The sequence below is a fragment of the Gluconobacter aidae genome, assembly GCF_009547075.1.
In the GTDB taxonomy this organism is placed as follows: Bacteria; Pseudomonadota; Alphaproteobacteria; order Acetobacterales; family Acetobacteraceae; genus Gluconobacter; species Gluconobacter aidae.
The window spans coordinates 1-17,861 of record NZ_WIPH01000005.1 but is presented as its reverse complement, the minus strand read 5'-3'; the positions used below and the strand labels follow the sequence as shown (position 1 = coordinate 17,861).

Genomic DNA, 17,861 nt, shown 5'->3' with positions numbered 1-17,861 from the left:
TCAGCGATGTGCTCTCCAGATGCGGCGCTGCAACAGGAAGGTCAGGAACGCCATCAGGGCGAGATAGGTTACGACATAGACGCCGATCCGTCGGCGTTCGGCCTGATGCGGATGGGCGATCCAGTCGAGAAAGGCCGAGACGTCGTTGGCCATCTGCGCGGAGGTCGCAGGCGTGCCGTCGGGATAGGTCAGCATGCCGTCCTGAAGGGGCGGGGGCATGCCGATATGCTTCCATTTCAAAGCGGTGTTGTAATAGCGCCCTTCGTCGAGCGTCATGCCCGCAGGTGTGGGAGCATAAGAGAGCAGGATCTGCCGGATTTCTTCGGCGCCCCCAGGGAGGGTCAGGGCCAGCCGGGAGAGATCGGGCGGGAGCAGTCCGTGATTGGCGAGGCGCCCCATGGCCTCGTTGGGGTAAGGCGACAGAATGGGATCGGTGGCTGTGGCGGGACGGGTTTTCGGATCGCCATTATCATCCGTGCCATTGGGCATCTGCTGGTCGGCGGCCCATTTGCGGATCTCATCCGGCGAGAGGCCGAGGCTGCTCATGTCGCCATATGCGACGTGTTCCATGCCATGGCAGGCGCTGCACACCTGCTGGAAAACCATCAGGCCGCGCTGGGCGGGCGTGCTCGCACAGGCGGGAAGGGCTGTCAGGCTGGCGACGAGTATGAGGTTCCGGGTCCAGCGCGTCATGACGACATCTCCCGTTCAGAGGCCAGTGGCATGACGAGCAGGAAATGGATGAACCACCAGGCTATCGCCACGCGGCTGGCAAGCAGCCATGCCGGGGTCGGTGCGTGCATCCCGGCGACGCCGAGCACCATGAAGGCCGCGAAGGCGAGGGGCAGGGACAGGCGCACCATCGGTCGCCGGGTTGCGGGGCGAAGGGCGGAGCGGTCCAGCCAGGGGAGCGTGAACAGGACGGCAAGGCTCCCCGAGGCGAGGAGAAGCCCGCCGAGGCGGGAAGGGACGGCGCGGAGGATCGCGTAGAACGGTGCGAAATACCATTCCGGCCGGATGTCTCGTGGTGTGACGAGCGGGTTGGCCTGAACGTAGTTGTCGGCCAGCGTCAGCAGGTCGGGCAGGAAAAAGACCAGCCCGGCATAGACCATCAGGAACAGGCAGAGCGCGAAGCCGTCGCGGCTGGTGTAATAGGGGTGGAACGGTAGGGTCTGGCTCGGGCTGACGGGATCAATGCCCGAAGGATTGTTCGATTTCACGACATGCAGCGCCGCGACATGCAGGGCGATGACGCCGAGGATCGCAAAGGCCATCGTGAAATGCAGCACGAAAAGCCGATGCAGCGCCACGTTTCCCAAAGTGTCCCCGCCCAGCAGAAGCTCAGACAGCGGTTGCCCGATCAGGGGAATGGCATGGACGGCGTTCAGGATTACCGTGGCCCCCCAGTAGGACATCTGCCCCCAGGGCAGGACGTAACCGGCAAAGGCCGTGACCATCACCATCAGCATCAGGCCAAGTCCGGTCAGCCAGAGCAGTTCGCGGGGGGCCTTGTAGGAGCCGTACCACAGGCTGCGGCCGATATGGATGTAAAGGCAGGCGAACAGCATCGTCACGCCGCCCATATGCAGGCTGCGAATGAACCAGCCCGAGGGGATCTGCCGGTCGATGGCCTCGACGCTGGCGAAGGCCTGCGTGATGTCGGGCGTGTAGTTGATCGCGAGGAACAGGCCGCTGGCGATCATGAAGGCCATCGTGACGATCAGGAACGCGCCGAAGCTCCAGAACGCATTGAGGTTGCGGGGCATCGGGAAGGCAACGTACTGGCGGCGCAGCAGGCTCATGACCGGCAAGCGGCGTTCGAGCCAGTCAGGCGGATCTGTGTCGGGTGTTTTCAGGGGCGAAGTCATGCGGGCCGGTCTTCAGATCTGCTGGATGTCGGACATGCTGAAGCCCGGATCACCCGCGCTGTGGCCGATGCGGAGTTTCGTGTCGGAAAGGAACGTCACGGGCGGCACCGGCAGATTGCAGGGCGCGGGTGCGCGGCGTGCGACACGGCCGGCCGCGTCGAAGTGTGATCCGTGACAGGGGCAGAAATATCCCCCCTTCGCTTCCGGCGTGGAGCCGGGTTTTTCGAAAGAGGGCACGCAGCCGAGATGGGTGCAGACTCCGATCAGCACGCCATATTCCGGACGGACCGAACGGTGCCAGTTCGTCGCGTCCTTTGGCTGCTGAAGGACTTTCGAGTCCGCGTCCCGCAGGGTGGCCAGATGGTCCGGAGCCTGAAGCGCGGCCAGCATCTGGGGTGTGCGGCGCTGGATGAAAACAGGCCAGTCCCGCCAGCGCACGCTCATGTCCTGCCCGGGCGTGAGAGACGACAGATCAACGTCCAGCAGCCGGTCGGACAGGGGATTTGCCACCGGGTTTTTCAGGCTCTCGACAAAGGGTACGGCCAGAGCGCAGGCCCCCGCGCAACCGAGCACCACGGTCCCGGTGGCCAGCAGATCTCGCCGTCTGGTGCCATCCGAAGAAGGGGGCGTCTCGCTCTGGGTCATGCGGAACCTCTGCCGGCTGCGCCGGCTGCCCGGCAGGAAAGATGACAGCAGGATAGGCGTCTTTGCGCTTTCGAGAAAGGCGGTGTGCGGTAGCTTTCGGAGCGTTTGGGAGCTAGTGTTTTCCGAAGTGATGTAACGACGCGAACCGCGGAAGGGCCCCGGACATGACATCGAAATCCCGTTTCAGGATCATGCCTGCGGCTCTTCTGGGCCTGATGTCGCTCATGGCGTTTTCCGGTATGGCCCCCAGGGCTATAGCGGCGGATGGGGCGGCGCTGTACCGGGGAAAATGCGCGATGTGTCACGGACCTGCGGGCGCGGGGCGTCCGGGGACTTTCCCCCCGCTTGCGGGGCGGGTCGGGCAGATTGCGGGCAACCCGGACGGAAAAGCGTATCTGGCGGCGGTTCTGCTGAACGGGCTGCATGGTCCGATCACGGTGGACGGACAGTCCTACAAGGGATTCATGCCTTCATTCCGTGCGCTGTCGGATGAGGATATCGCAGCCGTCCTGGCCTATGTCAGCACTCTGGGTAACAGCGCGGCGACCGGGGGGATATCCGCCCAGGATGTGGCCTCCGTCAGGGCCGCACCAATGGATGCTGCCGCGGTCCAGGCGAAAAGGGCCGCTCTTCAGACGGCTCACGTGATCCCCTGACGGAAAACGGACATATTTTGTTACCAAACAAACGTAAATGCGTCTTGTAACGGCGGGTCCATATCTGACTAGCTGCGTTCATTCCACGTGATGCCAGCCGGTGAAATGGCCAGAGAGGGGAACGACCATGTCACAGACCATAGTGCCGCATACTTTACCGCTCAAGAACATCCACGTTCCCACTCGGGACCGGACGGCTACCCGCGCACCGGGCCGGCCGGTCAATCTGAGGCTCAAGGATAATATCCTTGCGGCGATCGCGCAGGTGCTCGTGGAAGAGGGCTATCAGGGCCTCACCATCAGCCGCGTCGCCAAGGCCGCCGGAGTGTCGACCGCGACGGTCTATCGTCGCTGGCCGACGAAACAGGCCATGTTTTTTGATGCGATCCGTCTGTGGCGTGACGATCTGACCCCGCAGATTGATACAGGCAGCTTCACGGGAGATGTGGATGAACTGATCGCGGCGCGTATCCGGTTTCTGGATACTCCTCTGGGCCGCACTTACGGCACTCTGCTGGGTGAGGCTGTGCATGACCCCGAATTCGGTCAGGTTTTATGGGAAGTGAGCGTGGTGCCGGCGCGGGCGCAGATGGCGCTTTTTTTTGAGCGGGCAAGTCGGCGAGGCGAGAAGGTCTTCTACCAGCATCCCGACACGGTCCTGGACATGCTGCTCAGCACGATCCATTTCCGGGCCATGAATCTTCTGGGGCGCGAGCCCATGGATGCGGCGCGCACCCTTAAGGAAATCCGCTCTCTCGCTCACAGCCTGATTTCCGGCTGATCCGTTCCGGCAGCGCTCAGAAGCCGTACGAGACGCGGCCTCCGATGAATCGTGGCGGTCCGGGGATGTAGAAATAGGTTGTTGTCGCCATGCCGCCGCTTTCGAAAAAGCTGCGGTTGAGCAGGTTCGAGGCGTAGACCGTGGCTTCCCATTTCCCCGATGAGGGACGCAGGGTCGCATGGGCGCCGAGCAGGAAATAGGGTGGCAGGCGATAAAAGCCGGTGCCGCCGACGGCGATGGCCTGGCTGCCGCGATATGACCAGTCCGGGCCGATATCCAGCCCGAGGGCTGATGTGAGGGGCTGCCGCCATTCGGCCTGACCGTTCAGGGTCAGTTTGGGCTGCCCGTTATCCACGCCGGCGAAGTTGTTCGTAATAGCGCGCCAGACGCCCGTTTTGGCATAGGCGGCATTGGTCGCTGCCCGGTTGACGTTCAGGAAATCCTGATAATTGCCTCGCTGCCAGCCGATATTCTGCGTTATGAAGACATGGCGTATGGGATGAAGTTCAATCGTCCCTTCAAAGCCCCAGCTTTCGGATTTGGGGACGTTCGTGATTTCGCTCAGCGGTCCGTAATTCGGGATCAGAACCGTGCCCACGACCTGCTGGTTATGAAAATCGTTATAGAAGGCGGCACCGTTCAGACGCAGGACATTGGGGATCGGGTCGCTCTTGAAGCCGAGTTCGTAGGTCAGCACCGTCTCAGGGCCGAACGGATCGAGCTGCGCCTGGATCTGGGTGTTGTTGGCGCTGAAGCCGCCGGGTTTGAAGCCCTTGCTCATCTTGTAATAGACGAGCGTGTTTTTCGTGGCCTGCCATGACACTCCGACCTGACCTGCGAACTGCGCCGAGGCCGTGCTCTCGCCATGAAACTCAGTCGTCTTTCCGCCGAAGATTTCCGACGTCAGGCCCGGCAGGCTGCGGTCGTCGATTTCGTGCAGCAGCCCGGCAAACAACGTCACGTTATGCGGCAGGCGATAGCTGATATGCCCGAATTCGGACGTGCTTTCCTGATTCATGGAAAAAGACGTCGCCATCATGTAACCGCGCGCCGCATAGTCCGTGTAATCGAAGAAGAAGCGCTGTTTCATGCGGCTGCGCTGGTAGAACGCGCCGACCACCCATTGCAGGCGGTTATCGGGATTGCTGGAACCCAGACGCAGTTCCTGCGTGAAGGCGTTGGCGCTGATGGTGCGGTAGGTGTCGGCTTCGGAGCGGGACGTGCCGTCCTGATCGGTATATTCGCCCTGCCGCTCGGTCTCGAAGGCCGTGACGGATGTGACTTTCGCGAACCCGAAATCATGGTCCATATGCAGGTCCCAGCCCCAGAACTGGTTGTGTTCGCTGGGTTTGAGGCTTTCCGGGCGTCCGATCAGGTTGGCGAATTGCGGACGGACGGACCATTCGGCCTGTGTCTGGCCGAGCCGGGGCAGGCCACTCGTGCCGATCAGGCGGTGGACGGCCTGGCTTGTGACGACCTGGCTGTTGTCCTGCACGAAATGGCCGGAGAGCAGGATCGTGGTGCGGTTGTCATCCGAATGCCAGCGCAGTTTGCCACGCAGGGCATAGGAATCCGCGTCGCCCAGATGGGCGCCGTTCTGCGGGTCGGTCTGCCAGCCGCCGCCCTGGCGGATCTGTCCGGCCAGACGGAAATCCAGCCCCCTGGCGATCGGGCCGGAAATATAGGCCTCGCTGCGGCTGCGAGCGTAGGAGGCAATGTCCTGGCTGGCCCCATAATGCAGGGTGCTGGTCGGATCAGCGGTGCGGAAGCGGACTTCGCCGCCCGTGTCGGACTGGCCGTGCGTGGTGCCGACGGGACCGGGAGTGACGGTGGCGTCCGCCAGATCGAACATCAGCCCGCTTGCCATGGTTGAAAAGGCGAAAGGAACGTCATCGAAATAGGTCATGACGGTTGGAATGTTGTTCTGCGTGAAGTCGTTGAAGCCGACGCCACGCAGATAGAAATTGGTCGAGGCCGTGCCATTGATGGACTGGATTGTCAGGTTTGGCGCAACGCGCTCCAGATCCCGTAGCGTCACGACGCCACGCTGCGTCAGGCGGTCGGCGGTCAGGCGCGTGTCGGCATCCGGAAGATGCTGGGCGGCGACAAAGGCGAAGTCCGTCCGCCGGGCCGTGACGGCAATCGTTTCGGCGTCACGTGACTGAAGATCATGCGGCGCAGATGCGCGCGCAGGTCTGTGCGGGACTGGCCGGGCAGACGGGGAGGACTGTTTTGGTGTCACGAAATGTCCGGTCCGCGCTCCCGTATGTTTCGTATGTGGTACCGCGGCGGCGCCGGATGCGGCGGAAAGGGAAGGCCCAAGGAGGGTGGCGCTCAGGAAAAGCGCCTTTCGAAGCGGCAGGGTCACAGGAGCTTCCAGAAAGAAACGAGAAGCGGAATCGTGCCTGAAAGACACACCGCAAACCGATTGGGACAGGCCTGCTTATAATAGAGCTGGTCGAAGGCGTAAAACCCCTTGAACTGTTATGATATAACATCATAAAAGATCGGACTGATCCGGATGCCACGCCGTCCGATCTCTCTTCATCGCCACATTTCATCCTTAGCCGGGGGTTTCATGCCATCCTTCGTGTCCGCGCGTTCCTTTGTTCTGCTACTGGGGTGCACCACTGCCCTGGCCGGTCCGGCGTTTGCCCAGACCATGACGGAGACGGCCACGCCCGCATCCCCGACAAAAACGACGGTGGCTAGGGCAGGCATCCGCGTGGCCGCGCCTAAACCCGCGGCCACGCGGGCGGCAGGGCCGGTTTCTGGATCAGCTTCGGGACCGCTCGAAGACAGCGCTGACACCGTGGGGCGCGCAGGATTTGGCCATTCCGATAATGAACATGGAACGACGACTACCGAAGTCAGCCGCCTCGGTGAAGACAATGTCAGCGTCAACGCGCATCTCGAACGCGCGCGGGCGGCACTTCAGCCTTCGACCGGCGCAACGACGTACAGCTTTTCGCGAGAGGCCATCGAGACGAATCCCGGAGGCGATAACGCGGGTTTGAACACTCTGCTGCTTCAGGCCCCCGGCGTTGCACAGGACAGCTACGGCCAGATCCATATTCGTGGCGATCATAACGAAGTTCAGTTCCGTCTCGATGGGGTGGCGCTTCCTGAGGGCATGAGCGTTTTCGGACAGACGCTCATGACGCGCTTTGCCCATTCCATGTCGCTGACGACAGGTGCCCTTCCGAGCGAGTACGGTTTCCTTCAGGCCGGTGTGATCGATATCACAACGAAGAACGGCTATTCCGATGCCGGGGGGGACGTTTCGATCTATGGTGGTGCACGTGACTATTTCTTCCCATCCGCGCAGTTTGGCGGCCATCATGGCAAATGGGACTGGTTTGCGACGGGTGATTTCGTGCACAACCGTGTCGGTATCGAAAACACCACGTCGAGCTTCAACGCAATCCACGATCTGACAAATCAGTATCACTTCCTGGGCCATGCCCGTTACACGGTGGACGAGAACACTCGGATCAGCTTCACCGCCGGCGTGTCCAATGCGGAATACCAGCTTCCCAACAATCCGGGACAGCAGCGTCAGTTCGCCAATCCGTCCTTTGCCAACAGTGATCTGTCCCAGAAGCTGTATGGCAACGGTGACAGTTCCAGCCTGAACGAGCATCAGAAGGAAATCACGGATTTCGGTATTCTGTCCCTTCAGAAAGACATGGGCAGGCTGAGTTTCCAGACGTCCGCCGTCATGCGTTACAGTTCCCTGCGTTATTCGCCCGATCCGCTGGGCGATCTGATCTATAACGGCATTGCCCAGCGTGCGGCGCGTTCGGTCTTTTCGACCGGAACGCAGACGGATGCGACCTGGCAGGCCGCGAAGGACCATACGGTTCGCTTCGGCTATCAGATCTATGTGGAACGGAACACTTCCAAATCGGATTCGACCGTTTACCCCCAGAGCGGCGAAGATGCTGATGGCAATGCGGTCTATTCCGACAACCCGCTCACCATCCATGACGGCACAGGCCGGACAGGCTGGATGTACGGTCTGTATGTGCAGGACGAATGGCGCCCGCTGAAGAACCTGACGATCAATTACGGTCTGCGGTTTGATGGTGTGGATGAATATACCCATGCCAAGCAGGTCAGCCCGCGTCTGAACATTGTCTACAAGCCCTGGCGCGGTGGTACGTTCCATGCGGGTTATTCGCGTTACTTCACGCCGCCGCCGTTCGAACTGGTGGGTGGCACGTCGCTGAACAAGTTCGTCAATACATCCGCGGCTCCGGGGACGTTCCTGAACAGCAATGTGAAGGCCGAGCGCGATCATTACTTTGATGCAGGCTTCTCACAGACCATTCTGCCGGGCTGGCATGCGTCGTTCGATGCGTATGTGAAGCTCGCCAAGAACATGATCGACGAAGGGCAGTTCGGCTCTCCGGTCATTCTGTCGGCGTTCAACTATCGTCGCGGGCAGGTCAATGGTTACGAATTTGCCACAGACTACACCCGTGGTGCGTTCAGCGTGTATGGCAATTTCGCGTGGTCGCGTGCCATTGGCAAGGACATCACTACGGCCCAGTGGAACTTCGATCCCGACGATCTCGCTTATACCAGCAAGCACTGGATCCATCTGGATCACGATCAGCGCTGGACCGCCTCTGCTGGTGGAAGCTATTCCTTCTTCCACAAGACTGGCCACCCGCTGCGTCTGTCTGCCACGATGGTTTATGGCAGTGGTCTGCGGGCCGATGGTGCGACGCCTAACGGGGCTTCCGTGCCGCAATATGCGACGTTCAACCTGTCACTCGTCCAGTCGTTCAACAACCTGTTCCACGTTCCATTCCTCAAGCGCACGCAGTTGCGTCTGGACGTGACAAACCTGTTCGATCGGACCTATCTGCTGCGTGATGGTAGCGGCATCGGTGTAGGGGCACCACAGTACGGTCTGCGCCGGACGATTCTCACGGGAATTGACCAGCGTTTCTGACGTCGGCTCCTGGCGGATCGTCCGATCCGTCAGGCTGGTCCCGCTACCGGCGACAGCAACGCCTGGTAGCGGATCTTTTCTAGGGCGGCCGGGATGTCCATGACCGGTACGGCCTCGCACAGAAAATCTCCCTGTACGAAATCGCACTCCATCTCCAGAAGCGCGCGGATCTGTGTGGCGTTTCCGATCCCCTCGGCCACGACCTTGCGCCCGAGGCTGTGGACAATGTCGATTACGCCCCTGATGATCGCGGCATCCGTTCCATGACGTTCCAGACCGGCCACGAAGGCCCGGTTGATCTTCACCGCATCGAACGTGATGGTCTTAAGATGTGTCAGAGATGCAAATCCCGTCCCGAAATCATCAAGGGAGATCTGGATGCCCTGGCGGTGAAGGGTGTCGAGTTCCTGTTCGATCTGCCTGTGATGTGGGCGCGAGAAAATGTTCTCGGTGATTTCGAGCGCGAGGGAAGTGAGCGGGATATTCATTTCCTCGGCAAGGAGAGCGACTTTCCGGAAGAAATCGCTGCCCTCGAAATCGCAGGACGTGATGTTGATGGCGATGCGTTCGAAGCGGATGTTTTGCTCGCGCAGCTTGCGCATGTCCTGCATGACCTGCCGCGTGACGAAGGTGTTCAGCGTCAGCGTCAGGCGGGGGTCTTCAAAGACTTCGGGGAAATGCTGTGGCGAGAGGACGCGGTGCTGCGGATGGTCCCAGTGCAGCAGAGCCTCGAAGGAAATATTGCCGGGCGTGCTCAGGGAAAAGATGGGCTGGTAAAAGACCGCGATGCTCTGGTTGCGCAGTCCGGTCTGGACCCGCCTGCGCAGGCGGGCGGCATGGTCCAGTTTCTCTTCCATGACGGGATGATATTCCCGGATACGGTTCCTGCCGCTGGTCTTGGCGGCATAGAGCGCGAGATCGGCGCATTTAAGCAGGGCTTTTTCTCGCGCATCGACCAGGAGGACGCGGACGTAGCCGATGCTGACGGTGCAGGCATGGGTCATAGTGCGGTTGCGGAAGCTGAAACGCATCTGCTCGTGAATTTCGCGCAGTGTTTTTTCGAACAGCGTCGGGCAGTCGCCCGTCATGAGGATGGCAAATTCATCACCTCCGATGCGGGCGATGAAGCAGGAGTTGCTCTGGAAAGGCTGAAGCTTCTCGGCGACCTTGCGCAACAGCCGGTCCCCGGAATCGTGTCCCGAGGTGTCGTTGATCGTTTTGAACGTGTCAATGTCGAGCAGGGCCAGGCAGATATGGGCCGCCGTACTTTTGCGCAGTGTCTTGCGGAGGGTATGGGAGAAATGCAGGCGGTTGGAAATCTTGGTCAGGAAGTCCGTATTGACGGCGTTCTGGAGCTTCTGGCGGCTGGATTTCAGGTGGTTTTCCGCCTGTTTGCGCGCCGTGATGTCAAAGCGGATGGCCACATAGCTCGTGACCTTTCCGCTTTCCGAAATATGCGGAACGATCGTGGTGTCGACCCAGTAAAGGGAGCCGTCGCGCCGACGGTTGCAGATTTCGCCATGCCAGACATGGCCTGAGGCGATCGTCCGGTACATCTCCCGGAAGAATTTCCGGTCATGCTGGCCGGAACGCAGCATCCGGTGGTCGTTTCCGATGAGCTCGTCCCGGGTATAGCCGCTGATTTCCTCGAACCGGCTGTTGACGGAAAGAATGCGGCCGCGGGTGTCGGTAATGGCGACAATGGCGGAACAGTCCAGGGCATGAAGAACGAAATCGTCGCGGGGGCCCTGAGGCCAGTTCTTCACATAATCCAGGCTTCTCCTGAAATCATCCTCTTGCTTTTCCATCACCCAGGCTGGCTCTCTCGATAGGAGATCTGAGGAATATCATAGAATAATTAAGCGTTCGTTAAAAGGACATCCTGCTGTTTTCAGGTATATTTTTGAAGGTCTGTTTCGGAGTTTTTCTTTCTTCCTTCTGAAGGTTTCAGTTTTATTTTGACTGTTGCGGAGGGAGATTTCTTTACCAGAATGAGGGATGCCCTGCCTCTCCAGAATCCTCAATGACGCGCCTTTTCCTTATAGTTCCGCCCATTGGCGCAGCAGGTTATGATAGGTTGATGTCAGGCCGAGGATGGAAGGATGACTGTCGGGGAGGGATTTGCGGGCTTCGATGATAGAGCAGTCGAAGTCGTAGAGCAGCCGGCGTTTCGTGTCATCGCGGACCATGGACTGGGACCAGAAGAATGAGGCCCAGCGACTGCCGCGGGTGATGCGGCTGACGCTGTGCAGGCTGGTCGAGGGATAGAGCACCATGTCTCCGGCGGGGAGTTTCACACTCTGGGTCCCGTAGGTGTCCTGAATAACGAGTTCGCCGCCGTCATAGTCTTCCGGGCCGGTGAGGAAAAGCGTGGAAGAAACGTCCGTGCGGATGCGCATGCCTGTGCCGGGGATGGGGCGGATGGCATTGTCGACATGGGCGTCGAAATGCATGCCGGTATCGTAGCGGTTGAAGAGCGGCGGGTAGACGCGCAGGGGCAGGGCGGCGCTGTTGAAGGTCGGGTTCCGGCCTAGTGCGCGCAGAACATACTCCCCGAGTTCGCGGCATTCGGGAGAGTCCTGCGAGATCTGGAGGTTCAGTTTGGCCTTGGCGGACTGTTCTCCCGCGGTGACGCGCCCGTCCGTCCATTCGGCGCTTTCCAGCCTGTCACGGAAATAGCGGACTTCTTCGGGGGAGAGGATGTTCGGGATATGGATCAGCATGGACGGCGGGCCTTGAGGAAAAAAACGGGCTTAAAATGAGAATGAATCTTATCTCGGAGTCATAAAGCCGTTTGGGAAGGGGAGCAATTGGCGGGGCGTCCGGTGTGATGCCCGACAGTAGCGGCAAAAGGTCTTATTTCCTTTCGTTGACAGGACTGGCGGGGCAGGAGATGACACGGACATGGCATTTCATTCCCTTTTCGTTGCGCGCCGGACGGGGGTGTCGCGCAGGTGGCTGACCGGCGTGGCGCTCATGGCGGCCTGTATCGCCGGAGCGGGACAGGGCCGTGCGCAAGGGGGCTTCGTGGCGCCGCTGTCCATTCATGACGCGATTGCCGCAGCCTGGAAAATCGACCCCGTGCGGGCCGAACTGGAAATCAATCAGGATACGGCCGATGCCCGGTCGAAAGCGGCGCAGTCCTGGTTCGCGGGCGGGCCGACACTGACGGGTGACTACTATGATGACCGCATCAGCGGTTCCAATCATGGCTACATTACCTGGCAGGGCGGTGTTTCGGTGCCGCTGTGGCTGCCGGGGCAGGGTACGGCGACCGAGAACGTGGCGAAGGCCGAGGCGAAGACCGCGACGGTCCGTCTTGATGTAGAGCGGATGTCCATTGCCGTACGTGTCGTGGATGCGACCGGGGCTGCGATCATGGCCATGCGCCGGCAGACGGCGGCTCTGGCAACGGTGGCCGCATTGCGGCGGATCGAAGCGGATGTGCAGCGGGCCGGGCATGTGGGCGAAATCGCGGTGTCGGACCAGCAGGCCGTGGAAGCGCAACTGGCGCAGGCCCGCAGCGAAGCCGACATGGCGGCCGAGGAGATCGAGACCACGGCGAGCCAGTTGCGGACGCTGACGGGGCTGCCGGGTGTGCCGGACATCACGCAGGCGGATGAGCACTGGCTGGCGCTGACGCGGGCCAATGATGCGCGCTGGGTCGAGGATGTTGATCCGCGGGTGCGGGCAACGCATCAGGCCGTGATTGCGGCGCAGAACCAGATGAAGCTGGCGCGAAAGAGCTTCATGCCCAATCCGGAAATCGGCGTCGATGCGATTGATCAGGGGCAGTATGACAGCCCCTGGGATACGCAGGTGGGTGTCAATCTGCGGGTGCCGCTGCCCAGCGCGGTGACGAATACGCCGCAGGAATCCGCGGCGCGGGACCGGATGGCGGCGGCGACGCGACAGGAAGTCGAGGCGCGACGGGCCGTTCGCAACGAAATGGCGCAGGTGCGGGCGCATCTGGTCGCGGCGACGGGATCGCTGTCGAACTCGCGGGTCGAGGCGAGTTCCATGCTGCGCCGGGCGGATGGGATGGAGCGCTCCTGGCGGGTGGGTGAAACGCCGCTGATTGAGGCTCTGCGGGCGCGGATGGATGCGTATCGCGCGCTGCTGGATCTGAACCGTGCGGAGATTGCCTGGCATGCGGCGATTATCCGGATGGGTATTGCGACGGGGACCATTCCATGAGCCGGTTTGTGCGTTTTCTGGTCTGTGGGGTGGCGCTGTGTGCTCTGTCGCGTGCGGGTGCGGCGGAAGCGCCGGGCTGGATGCAGCCGCTGACGCTTGGGGCCGAAGCGCGGGAGGGTGAGCATCTCCAGACCGCGACGGTGCGGCAGGGGACGTTGCATGACACGGTCTCGGCGCTGGCGCGGGTGAGCGCGGATCTGTCGCGGACGGTGGTGATCCGCACGAGCGGGGACGGGAAGGTCACAGCTGTGCGGGTGACGCCGGGGCAGAGTGTGGTGCCCGGACAGGCGCTTATTGATTACACGGATCATTCCCTTCACGTGCTGCATCTTCAGCTCGAGCAGGACGAAGCCGCTCTGGCCTCGGCGAAGGCGACGCTGGGGGAGGCCGAGCTGGCGTATCGGCGCGGGCAGTCGCTGGTGGGCAGCACGGTATCGGCCGGGGAAGTGCGGCGGCGTCAGGCGGCGGTGCAGCAGGCGCGCAGTACGGTCGTGGCGCGGGAAGCGGATATCGGGCTGATCCAGCATCGTCTGACGGAAGAATTCACCTCCGTGACAGAAAAGATCGTGCAGGATGAGGCGTCCACGCTGATTTCGCCGGTGCAGGGTGTCGTGCAGTCCATCCAGACTTCCGTGGCGTCGGATGTGACGCCGGGGCAGCCTGTGGCGACGGTCGTGGATCTGTCGGGCGTGTGGATTGTCGCGGATCTGCGGCCAGATGAGGTGTCGCGGCTGGTGCCCGGGGGGGTTGTAACCGTTCGCCCGTCAGGCAATGCGCGGGCCGAGCCGTTCCGGGCGAAGATTACGACGATTGATGGTGTGGCCGATCCGGTAACGGGGCTGGTGCGGGTGGTGTGTGTCGTGGACCGGCCGGTGGCGTTTCTGCGGCCGGGGATCATGCTGGATGCGGCGCTTGAAACCAGTGAAGCCGTGGACGGCATGATCGTGCCTTCGAATGCGGTGCAGACGATCGAGGGGCATGATCTTGTCTATGTGCAGACCGCCGAGGGGCAGTATGCGCCGCGCGAGGTGCGGGTGCGGCTGGCGACGGATGAGAGTGTCGTCGTGCAGGGCAATCTGAAGGCCGGGGATGCTGTGGTGACGGAGGGAAGCTTTGCCCTGAAATCCATGTCGCTCGTCAGCGGGCTGGATACGGACTGACCGGGTTTCATGCTGCATTTTTTCCAGTCCAACCGTTTTGTCCTGCTGGGTCTGCTTGTTGCGCTGATGATCGGCGGGGTGATGACCGTGCCGGGCCTGCCGGTCGAGCCAGTGCCGGATATTTCGCCCAAACAGGTCATGGTGTCGGTCACAGCACCCGGACTGGCGACGGAAGAAGTCGAGAAGCTCATTACCTTTCCGGTTGAGGCGAGCCTGACGGGTATTCCGGGCGTGACGGATCTGCGCTCCGTGTCGCGGACGGGTGTCTCGGCCGTTTATCTGCAGTTCGATGACGCAACGGATATTGATCTGGACCGGACGCGGGTTTCGGAGCGGTTGCAGGCGGCGCGGGACAGCATCACCATGCCGGGCGTGAGCGTCTCGATGGGGCCGCTGGCGACGGGCATGGGCGAGATCATGCAGTTGCAGATCCGGGGCGCCGGGCTCTCGCTGATGGAACTGAACCGGCTCATGACCTGGACGGTCGTGCCGCAGTTGCGGCTGGTGCCGGGCGTTGTGGACGTCAACGTCAATGGCGGGTCGGTCGAGACGTATCAGGTGGCGGTTGATCCGGCGCGGATGCGGGCGTTCGGGGTTTCGGTCAGCGAGATCGTGCAGGCTGTCGATACGAACAATGCGTCCTCCGGCGGGGGCTGGATTGCGCATCATGCCGAGCAGAACGTGGTGGTCGGCCGCGCACTGGTGGGCAGTCTGGCGGATTTCGGCGCCATTCCGGTGAAGCTGGGGGCGGGCGGTCATGTGATCCGGCTGCGGGATATGGGTGTCGTGTCCGCCGGGCCGAGGACGCGGCTTGGGGCCGTGACGCGCGACGGGCAGGGCGAGGCGGTCATTGGCGTTGTGATGATGCAGACCGGGGCGAGTTCGAACGCGACGCTGGCGGCGATCGGGCGTGTGCTGCCGACAATCCGGCAGTCCCTGCCGCCGGGGGTAACGCTCGAGCCATTCTACAGCCGGGCGAGCCTGACGGGACAGACGATCCATACGGTCAAGGAAAACCTGCTGATCGGCGCGGCGCTGGTGCTGTTCGTGCTGGTCGTCGTGCTGGGGGACTGGCGGGCGGCGCTGGTGATCGTGTCCGTCATTCCGGCGTCTCTGGTGGCGGCGATGGCGGGGATGCGGCTGTTTGGCGTGTCGGCCAATCTACTGAGTCTGGGCGCGATTGATTTCGGGATGATCGTGGACAGTTCGCTCGTCGTGGTGGAGCACATCATGGTCGAGCGTGGGGAGCGTCGGCAGGCAAGCTCCTTTGCTGCGCTGACGGCGGATGCCGCAAGGGCCGTGGTGCGGCCGGTCAGTTTTGCGATTTTCGTCATTATCATGGTCTATCTGCCGGTGCTGACGCTTCAGGGCATCGAGGGCAAGATGTTCCGGCCGATGGCGCAGACGGTCATCATGGCGCTGCTGGCCTCGCTGGCTTACTGCTTCGTCTGTGTGCCGGTGCTTGCGGCGATGCTGATGCGCAAGATCCAGCCCGACCGGGAGACCGCATTCGTGCGGACGGTGCGGCGGTATTACGAGCCGGCGCTGCGCTGGACGGAGCATCACAGCGGGCGGCTTCTGGTCGTGACCGTGGCGGCGTTTTTGCTGGCAGTGCTGATCGGCGGGCGTCTGGGCGGGGAGTTCGTGCCGCAGCTTGAGGAAGGCTCGCTGGTCCTGACTTCGACGCGTCTGCCGGGGGCGTCGCTTGATACGGTGCTGGACGGAGTGACGGCGGAAGAGAAAATCCTGCGGTCTTTTCCGGAAGTGCAGACGGTTGTGAGCAGTACGGGTACGGCGGCGATCCCGACCGATCCGATGGGGACGAACGAGACCGATACGTTCATTTTCCTCCGCCCGCATGAGGAATGGAAGACGGCGTCCACGCAGGCCGGGCTGGTTACGAAAATCAATGACGTGTTGGAAAAGACGCGGCCGGATGCGGCGTATTCCTGGTCGCAGCCGATCCAGATGCGGATGGATGATCTGCTGGCTGGTGTGCGCACACAGCTTGCGATTTCGGTCTATGGCGATGACCTGTCGGAGCTGAACCGGATTGCCGGGCAGGTGGTTGAGACATTGCGGAGCGTGCAGGGCGCGGCGGATGTGGCGTTGCAGGGAAGCGGTACGGTGCCGTTCCTGCATATTGACGTGAACCGCGATGCGGCGGCGCGCCTGGGTGTGTCGGTGCCGGATATCCTGACGGTTGTTGAGGCTATTGGCGGCCATGTCGGCAAGCCGGTGACGGTGCAGGGCGCGATCATCCCGACTCAGGTGCGTCTGCGGGAGGATGCGGTCAGTTCGGCAGACCGGATCGGGCATCTGCAGGTGCGCCGGGCGGACGGGCAGGGCTGGGTTCTGCTGTCGCAGGTGGCGGATATCGTGCTGTCGGATGGCGTATCGCGGATTGATCGGGACAATATCCATCGCCGGGTGATCGTGCAGGCCAATATTCGTGGGCGGGATGTGAGTTCGTTCGTGGCGGCGGCGCAGCAGGCCGTGGCGCAGAAAATCAGGATGCCGCAGGGCTACCGGATGGTGTGGGCCGGGCAGTTCCGGAACCTGCAATCCGCGCTTCACCGGCTGTTCATTGTCGTGCCGATTGCGCTGGCACTGATCTTCCTGCTGCTGGTGGCGGCTCTGGGCTCGTTCGGGGCGGCGGCGCTGGTCTTTGCCAATCTGCCGATGGCGGCGACGGGGGGGATTTTCGTACTCGCGCTCCGGGGGCTGCCGTTCAGCATTGCGGCGGGGATCGGGTTCATCGCGCTGTTTGGCGTGGCGATCCTGAACGGTGTGGTGCTGGTTAGCCAGATCCGGGTCTTCCGGCAGGAAGGTCTTGCAGCGGCGGATGCGGCGTTTCAGGCGGCGCGTAGCCGGTTGCGGCCGGTTCTGGCAACGGCGTCCGTGGCCAGTCTGGGGTTTTTTCCCATGGCGTTTTCTGGCGGATCGGGCGCTGAAGTGGAGCGGCCCCTGGCGTCTGTCGTGATCGGAGGGCTGGTGTCCTCCACGCTGCTGACGCTGTTCGTATTGCCGACGCTGTATGCGCGGTTCTTTGGCCGTGAAAATGAAAGCGCCCCGGACAGGGGATGAGCCTGTCCGGGGCGGAAGCCCTTACTGGAAGGGCAGATAGCGGAAGTCGAAGAAGATCTGGCTCATGCTGGTATGCGGATCGCCGCCAATGCCGGACCAGATCTGCCGCCGTGAATAGGCAAGCTGCGTGCCCGCTTCCACGGTGCCGAACTTGCCCTTGAAGAAGCGCCACCAGCCGCCGATCGTGATCTCCGAAACGCTGCGGGTATTGGCTGTGCAGGAGAGCGTGGAGAGTTCCTGCAGACAGCCCGCGTTGGAATAGCCCGGGTTGCCGTAGCCGTAGGAGCTGCCGTTTTCGTTGAAATAGGAATGGCCGACGCGCTGCGTGCCGAAATAGCCGTAGACGTCGATGCGCGGGTTGGGATGCGCGATGATGCCGGCCTGGGCCTGGACGCCGAAGAGCGGATCGGGGCTTCCATTGGCCTTGAGCGTGGCATCAGGCAGCAGGACGGACCCATAGCGGTTGATGCCCCAGCCCGCGAGGCCGGCCATATGAAGTTCCAG

12 protein-coding genes and 1 pseudogene are annotated in these 17,861 nt (G+C 62.0%); 6 read left to right on the top strand and 7 right to left on the bottom strand.

What is annotated here, in order from left to right; translation table 11 throughout:
- Genes GFJ39_RS03750 through petA form a run of 3 tightly spaced genes read right to left on the bottom strand, consistent with a single transcriptional unit; the run spans nucleotide 1 to nucleotide 2,513 of the window.
- Nucleotides 1-693, bottom strand: coding sequence for a cytochrome c1 (locus GFJ39_RS03750; RefSeq protein WP_153429956.1), 693 nt, complete (start codon nucleotides 691-693; stop codon nucleotides 1-3).
- Entirely contained in the window at nucleotides 690-1,868 is a 1,179-nt protein-coding gene (locus tag GFJ39_RS03745; RefSeq protein ID WP_153429954.1) for a cytochrome b, read from the bottom strand. The genes GFJ39_RS03750 and GFJ39_RS03745 overlap by 4 nt, the downstream gene beginning before the upstream one ends.
- 12 nt (nucleotides 1,869-1,880) lie before the next feature.
- Nucleotides 1,881-2,513: a ubiquinol-cytochrome c reductase iron-sulfur subunit gene (gene petA, locus GFJ39_RS03740; RefSeq protein ID WP_153429952.1), complete on the bottom strand. Its 633-nt coding sequence runs from the start codon at nucleotides 2,511-2,513 to the stop codon at nucleotides 1,881-1,883.
- A 164-nt stretch (nucleotides 2,514-2,677) separates the two neighbouring features.
- Here petA and GFJ39_RS03735 point away from each other — a divergent pair, with 164 nt between their 5' ends.
- Together GFJ39_RS03735 and GFJ39_RS03730 are read left to right on the top strand one after the other, a co-directional pair.
- Complete coding sequence (locus GFJ39_RS03735) at nucleotides 2,678-3,169, top strand: c-type cytochrome (RefSeq protein ID WP_228391780.1); 492 nt, start codon at nucleotides 2,678-2,680, stop codon at nucleotides 3,167-3,169.
- Nucleotides 3,170-3,296: 127 nt separating this feature from the next.
- On the top strand, nucleotides 3,297-3,950 hold the full coding sequence (locus tag GFJ39_RS03730; protein ID WP_153429950.1) for a TetR/AcrR family transcriptional regulator: 654 nt from the start codon (nucleotides 3,297-3,299) through the stop codon (nucleotides 3,948-3,950).
- 16 nt (nucleotides 3,951-3,966) lie between these two features.
- Here the strand turns inward: GFJ39_RS03730 and GFJ39_RS03725 are convergent, their stop codons facing one another.
- Complete coding sequence (locus tag GFJ39_RS03725) at nucleotides 3,967-6,312, bottom strand: TonB-dependent receptor (protein ID WP_153430100.1); 2,346 nt, start codon at nucleotides 6,310-6,312, stop codon at nucleotides 3,967-3,969.
- Nucleotides 6,313-6,528: 216 nt separating this feature from the next.
- Here GFJ39_RS03725 and GFJ39_RS03720 point away from each other — a divergent pair, with 216 nt between their 5' ends.
- Complete coding sequence (locus tag GFJ39_RS03720; RefSeq protein ID WP_153429948.1) at nucleotides 6,529-8,913, top strand: TonB-dependent receptor; 2,385 nt, start codon at nucleotides 6,529-6,531, stop codon at nucleotides 8,911-8,913.
- 29 nt (nucleotides 8,914-8,942) lie between these two features.
- On the opposite strand, the gene GFJ39_RS03715 is transcribed toward GFJ39_RS03720, so the two are convergent.
- Together GFJ39_RS03715 and GFJ39_RS03710 are read right to left on the bottom strand one after the other, a co-directional pair.
- A complete protein-coding gene (locus tag GFJ39_RS03715) occupies nucleotides 8,943-10,679 on the bottom strand; it encodes a putative bifunctional diguanylate cyclase/phosphodiesterase (RefSeq protein WP_325062819.1) in 1,737 nt (578 codons plus the stop codon).
- A gap of 273 nt (nucleotides 10,680-10,952) precedes the next feature.
- Nucleotides 10,953-11,636, bottom strand: coding sequence for a Fe2+-dependent dioxygenase (locus GFJ39_RS03710; RefSeq protein ID WP_153429946.1), 684 nt, complete (start codon nucleotides 11,634-11,636; stop codon nucleotides 10,953-10,955).
- A gap of 181 nt (nucleotides 11,637-11,817) precedes the next feature.
- Between GFJ39_RS03710 and GFJ39_RS03705 the strand changes: the two genes are divergently transcribed.
- The 3 genes from GFJ39_RS03705 to GFJ39_RS03695 are packed head-to-tail and all read left to right on the top strand — an operon-like array spanning nucleotide 11,818 to nucleotide 17,357.
- The gene (locus tag GFJ39_RS03705) at nucleotides 11,818-13,110 is read left to right on the top strand and encodes a TolC family protein (RefSeq protein WP_228391779.1); all 1,293 of its coding nucleotides are present in this window, start codon (nucleotides 11,818-11,820) and stop codon (nucleotides 13,108-13,110) included.
- The gene (locus tag GFJ39_RS03700) at nucleotides 13,107-14,270 is read left to right on the top strand and encodes an efflux RND transporter periplasmic adaptor subunit (protein WP_153429944.1); all 1,164 of its coding nucleotides are present in this window, start codon (nucleotides 13,107-13,109) and stop codon (nucleotides 14,268-14,270) included. The genes GFJ39_RS03705 and GFJ39_RS03700 overlap by 4 nt, the downstream gene beginning before the upstream one ends.
- Nucleotides 14,271-14,279: 9 nt before the next feature.
- Complete coding sequence (locus tag GFJ39_RS03695; protein ID WP_153429942.1) at nucleotides 14,280-17,357, top strand: efflux RND transporter permease subunit; 3,078 nt, start codon at nucleotides 14,280-14,282, stop codon at nucleotides 17,355-17,357.
- A 21-nt stretch (nucleotides 17,358-17,378) separates the two neighbouring features.
- On the opposite strand, the pseudogene GFJ39_RS03690 reads toward GFJ39_RS03695, so the two are convergent.
- Nucleotides 17,379-17,861 (bottom strand): annotated as a pseudogene (locus GFJ39_RS03690) (hypothetical protein); the annotation flags it as partial.